The organism is Streptomyces carpinensis (assembly GCF_002154505.1).
GTDB lineage: Bacteria > Actinomycetota > Actinomycetes > Streptomycetales > Streptomycetaceae > Streptomyces > Streptomyces carpinensis.
The window spans coordinates 1-4,981 of record NZ_MUBM01000503.1 but is presented as its reverse complement, the minus strand read 5'-3'; the positions used below and the strand labels follow the sequence as shown (position 1 = coordinate 4,981).

Sequence of the window (4,981 nt, the reverse complement as noted above, 5' to 3'; positions counted from 1 at the left end):
CGATTCCCGCCAGCCCACCGATCGGCAGGGCACGCGTCTGCGCCTGGGCGGGTGTGGCGGGCCTGGCGACCAGTCGTCCACCGGGATCGGTCCACACGGTGACGCGGCTGCCGACCGCGCTGCCGGGCTCCACCCGTGCCTGGCCGGTGTGCGAAGAACCGTCCGGCGCGCTCCAGCGCACCTCCGCCCACACCCGGAGCGCGTCGGTCCCGTGGGCGATCCCCCGCCCCGTTCCGTCACCCGTGGCGTCCCGGTCACCGGGTCGCAGACCGGGTGCCCGCTCGGTCACCACCGCGGCCGTGGGCCGCCACTCCATGCGTTCCCGGGCCATCACCCGCTCCACTCCGCGGGCCGCCGTCCAGCCGGCGAGCACCCCGGCGAGCACGGTGACCACCCACGCTCCGAGCACGACCCAGGCCTCCACCATGTCGGCGCGGCGTCTGAGCGGATTGCGGCGCCATCGCCACAGCCACGTCTTGGGACCACGGAACGCCATCGACGGCATCCTCCTCACGACCACGCGGACCTGCCGCACCGTCCTTCCTTACGGCAGACGGCTCGCTGACGCTCATCACGGGTTCCCAGACCCGGCGCTCCCATGAGTGCCGGCAGCGGCACACGGCCCCGAGTCCCGGCGGCGGCACGCCGATCGGTCGCCGGTCCCACGCCGGTCGGTCACCGATCACTCGGGGGTCGGCCGGCGGCCGGTCGGCCGCCGCCCGCGGCTCGGTGGGCCGGGCGGCGCGAAACCGGCCCCGTGCGCTCGTGCGGCGCGCCGACCATGCCGGTCCGACCTGCGGTGACGTCGCCACGAAGGTGACTGTCAGTGGTGGGGTGCAGACTGGCCCGTGTCCGTGACAGAGCTGTCCGGACAAAGACCTCTCGGAGGTGATCGGCATGACCGAGGTACTGCTCGCCGTGGGTACCCGCAAGGGCCTGTTCCTCGGGCGTCGGCGAGACGGCGCCTGGCAGTTCGACGACAGCCCCCACTTCAACGCACAGGCCGTGTACTCGGTCGCCATCGACACCCGCGGCGCCGTTCCGCGGCTGCTGGCAGGTGGCGACAGCGCGCACTGGGGCCCGTCCGTGTTCCACTCCGACGACCTGGGCCGCACCTGGACGGAGCCCGCCCGGCCGGCGGTGAAGTTCCCCAAGGACACGGGCGCCTCACTGGAGCGGGTGTGGCAGCTGCACCCGGCGGCCGCGGAGCCGGACGTGGTCTACGCGGGCACGGAACCGGCCGCGCTCTACCGCTCCGAGGACCGCGGCGAGAGCTTCGAGCTGGTCCGCCCGCTGTGGGAGCACCCCACCCGGTCGAAGTGGGTGCCGGGCGGCGGCGGTGAGGGGCTGCACACCGTGGTGACGGACCGGCGCGATCCGAAGGCCGTGACCGTCGCGGTGTCCACCGCCGGGGTGTTCCGTACGGCCGACGGCGGCGCGAACTGGTCGCCCGCCAACTCCGGTGTGTCCGCCGTCTTCCTGCCCGATCCCAACCCGGAGTTCGGGCAGTGCGTCCACAAGGTGGCGCAGGACTCGGCCAACCTCGACCGGCTCTACCTGCAGAACCACTGGGGTGTGTACCGCAGCGACGACGGGGGCGCGCACTGGACGGACATCGGCGAGGGCCTGCCGTCGACGTTCGGGTTCGCGGCGGCGGCCCATCCGCACCGCGGCGACACGGCGTACGTCTTCCCGATCACCGCCGACTCGGACCGGGTGCCCGCCGACCACCGGTGCCGTGTGTTCCGCACGGCGGACGCCGGCAAGAGCTGGGAGCCGCTCACGGCGGGCCTGCCGCAGGAGGACCACTACGGCACCGTGCTGCGCGACGCGTTGTGCACCGACGACGCCGACCCGGCGGGCGTGTACTTCGGCAACCGCAACGGCGAGGTGTACGCCTCGGCGGACGACGGTGACAGCTGGCAGCAGTTGGCCGCACACCTGCCGGACGTGCTGTGCGTACGGGCGGCGGTGATCGGTTGAGCATGACGGCGGCCACCGGTCTCGACGAGGCGTCCCGGCCGTCACCGGCCCCTGTGGGGGCCGGGTTTCGGCAACAGCTTGATCACCGGGCGGTGCCCGGCAGTAGGGTGACGCCCGTGGCACCACGACCCTTGCATGAAATCGTCGAGGCCGGCTGGGCGAAGGCCCTGGAACCCGTGGCCGGACGGATCGCCGAGATGGGCGACTTCCTCCGCGCGGAGATCGCCGCGGGACGCACCTACCTCCCGGCCGGCGCGAACGTTCTGCGGGCCTTCCAGCAGCCCTTCGACGACGTACGCGTCCTGATCGTGGGACAGGATCCGTACCCGACCCCGGGACATGCGGTGGGTCTGTCGTTCTCGGTCGCACCTGAGGTGCGTCCGCTGCCCGGCAGCCTCATCAACATCTACCGGGAGCTGAACACCGACCTGGGGCTGCCCCAGCCGTCCAACGGCGACCTGACGCCCTGGACCCGGCAGGGCGTGCTGCTGCTCAACAGGGCGCTCACCACGGCTCCGCGCAAGCCGGGCGCCCACCGCGGCAAGGGCTGGGAGGAGGTCACCGAGCAGGCGATACGGGCGCTAGCGGCGCGCGGCAAGCCGCTGGTGTCGATCTTGTGGGGCCGTGACGCCCGCAATCTCCGCCCGCTGCTCGGCGACCTGCCCTCGGTGGAGTCGGCCCATCCTTCCCCCATGTCGGCCGACCGCGGCTTCTTCGGCTCGCGCCCGTTCAGCCGGGCCAACGACCTGCTGATCAGGCAGGGCGGGCAGCCGGTGGACTGGCGCCTGCCGTGACGGGCCGGGCAGCGGCCGGGGCGACCCGTGCGACCGGTTACCTCGCTGTGGACTCCGGCGGTTCCGGGATGCGGGTCGTCGTCGGTGCGCCCGGGGCCGGACCGCTCGCGCAGCGGGCGTCCAAGGAACCGGTGCGCACCGGGGCGCAGGGGATCGACCCCGGGCACCTGATGGAGCAACTGGTGCCCATGGCACGGGCGTTGTCGGCCGAGGCCGGGGTGGGCCGGCTGGAGGCGGCCGTCGTGGGCGCGGCCGGGCTGGCCACCCTGGGCGACGCCCTGCGCGCCGAACTCCCCGGTGCGCTGGCCCGGGAACTGGGGGTGCGCAGGGTCGCGCTCGTCGCCGATGCGGTCACCGCCTATGTCGGCGCCCTGGGTCCGCGGCCCGGGGCGGTGGTCGCCGCCGGGACCGGTCTGATCGCGATCGGCACCGACCTGGCCGGCTGGCGCCGCGCCGACGGCTGGGGGCATCTGCTGGGCGACTGCGGCAGCGGGGCGTGGATCGGGCGGGCGGGCCTGGAGGCCGCGCTGCGCGCCTACGACGGACGGGACGGCGGCTCGGCGGCGCTGCTGGCCCGCGCCGAGGAGATGTTCGGGCCGATGCCGCAACTGCCCGGCGGGCTCTACCCGCGCTCCGACCGCGCCGCCGTCCTCGCCTCCTTCGCTCCCCAGGTGGCGGCCTGTGCCGCCGGCGACCCCGTGGCGGCCGGCGTGCTGCGCGCGGCGGCCCGGCACATGGCCGAGTCGGCCGCCGCCGTCTGCCCGCCGTCCGGAGAGCCCCTGATCGCCCTCACCGGCGGCCTGTTCAAGATGGGCGACGCGCTCCTCGTACCGCTGGCCGAGGAGTTGGCCGTACGGCTGCCGCACGCGCGTCGCGTCGCCGCCCAAGGGGATCCGCTGCACGGATCCGTGCGCATCGCGACCGACCTGGCCGGTGGCACGCTCGCCCTGCCGGCTGACGAGAAGCTGCTCTACGTGCCACCGGAACAAGGGGATTGATCGCCGCACATCCCCATGCGTCCGGCACATGTCGGACAAGTGCGCCCATGGCCCTTACGAATTGCCGTGTCCGGCTCTCCTGCACACTTCGATCAGTTCGGATCACCGCATAACTCATCAGACAAAACCGGACGGATACCGCTCACCTGCACCCTCCCCGAACAGGGGAGCCCAGAAAGCCAGTAACATGCGGCGCCATGAGCTCCCCCACTGGGCCCGCGTCCGGCCTGCCAGTACGAATGCCGCGCCCCCGCCAGCCCGGAAGGCACCGCCGACCCGAACCGCTGGCGGCTCCCGAGGGCGCGCCCGCGCTCGTCCTCGCGGTCCCGGGCACGCCCAGCACCGCCACGCGCGGCCTCGCCGAGGAGGTCGTGAGCATCGCCCGCTCCGAGCTCCCCGGCCTCGACGCGCTGATCGGGTACGTCGACGGGGACGACACGGAGTTCCCGACCCTGCAGTCCGTGCTCTCGCACGCGGCCGACCAGCGGACCGCCCGCTACGAGCAGGCGCTCGCCGCCGGTGCCGAGGTCCAGGAGCCCGACGGCCCGGTCGCGGTCGTCGTGCCGCTGCTGGCCGGCCCGGACAGCGCGCTGCTGCGCCAGATCCGCCAGGCCGTCATGGACAGCCGCGTCGCCGCCGAGCTGACCGATGTGCTCGGCCCGCACCCGCTGCTCGCCGAGGCCCTGCACGTGCGCCTGTCGGAGGCGGGTCTGGCCCGCGCCGACCGCGCCCGCCTGTTCACCGTGGCGACCGCCGCCGACGGCATCATCCTCGCCTCGGTCGGTGGCGAGGAGGCCGTCCAGGCGGCCGGGATCACCGGCATGCTGCTCGCCGCCCGCCTGGCCGTGCCGGTGATGGCCGCCGCCCTCGACCAGGAGGGCTCGATCGCGAACGTCGCCGAGCAACTGCGGTCCTCCGGGTCCCAGCAGCTGGCCCTGGCGCCGTACCTGATCGGCCCGGAGATCGACGCGGAGCTGATCGAGGCGGCCGCCAGGGAGGCGGAGTGCCCCGCCGCCGAGGCCCTCGGCCCGTACCCGGCGATCGGCAAGCTCGCCCTGGCCAAGTACACGACCGCCCTGGGCATCGCCCCGCAGCAGCCGCAGGGCGCGCCGGTCCGCTGACCTGCGCGTCGCAGGCTCCGGGTCGCCGGAACCATCGAGGGCGTGGCCCGGGACCACCGAACGACCGTACGACCACGACGAGGGG

Annotated in this window: 5 protein-coding genes; 4 read left to right on the top strand and 1 reads right to left on the bottom strand. The window is 74.2% G+C overall.

The genetic code is table 11. The features are described from left to right. Window positions 1–496 (bottom strand): Rv1733c family protein (locus BZY54_RS44930; protein ID WP_143668298.1); only part of this gene is annotated, 496 nt, incomplete at its 3' end. A 401-nt stretch (window positions 497–897) separates the two neighbouring features. Here BZY54_RS44930 and BZY54_RS44925 point away from each other — a divergent pair. The 4 genes from BZY54_RS44925 to BZY54_RS44910 all read left to right on the top strand — a co-directional run bounded on the left by BZY54_RS44925 (window position 898) and on the right by BZY54_RS44910 (window position 4,896). After that, on the top strand, window positions 898–1,983 hold the full coding sequence (locus BZY54_RS44925) for a WD40/YVTN/BNR-like repeat-containing protein (RefSeq protein WP_086731127.1): 1,086 nt from the start codon (window positions 898–900) through the stop codon (window positions 1,981–1,983). Between the two features lie 116 nt (window positions 1,984–2,099). After that, window positions 2,100–2,777, top strand: a complete 678-nt coding sequence (locus BZY54_RS44920; protein WP_086731125.1) for a uracil-DNA glycosylase — start codon at window positions 2,100–2,102, stop codon at window positions 2,775–2,777. After that, a complete protein-coding gene (locus BZY54_RS44915) occupies window positions 2,774–3,775 on the top strand; it encodes a BadF/BadG/BcrA/BcrD ATPase family protein (RefSeq protein WP_086731124.1) in 1,002 nt (333 codons plus the stop codon). Before BZY54_RS44920 ends, BZY54_RS44915 begins: the two co-directional genes overlap by 4 nt. 197 nt (window positions 3,776–3,972) lie before the next feature. Beyond that, entirely contained in the window at window positions 3,973–4,896 is a 924-nt protein-coding gene (locus tag BZY54_RS44910) for a sirohydrochlorin chelatase (RefSeq protein WP_086731123.1), read from the top strand. Window positions 4,897–4,981: the final 85 nt, after the last annotated feature.

Coding starts and splice junctions, on each gene's coding strand:
- BZY54_RS44925 (WP_086731127.1), top strand. CDS start 898: ATGACCGAGGTACTGCTCGCCGTGGGTACCCGCAAGGGCCTGTTCCTC.
- BZY54_RS44910 (WP_086731123.1), top strand. CDS start 3,973: ATGAGCTCCCCCACTGGGCCCGCGTCCGGCCTGCCAGTACGAATGCCG.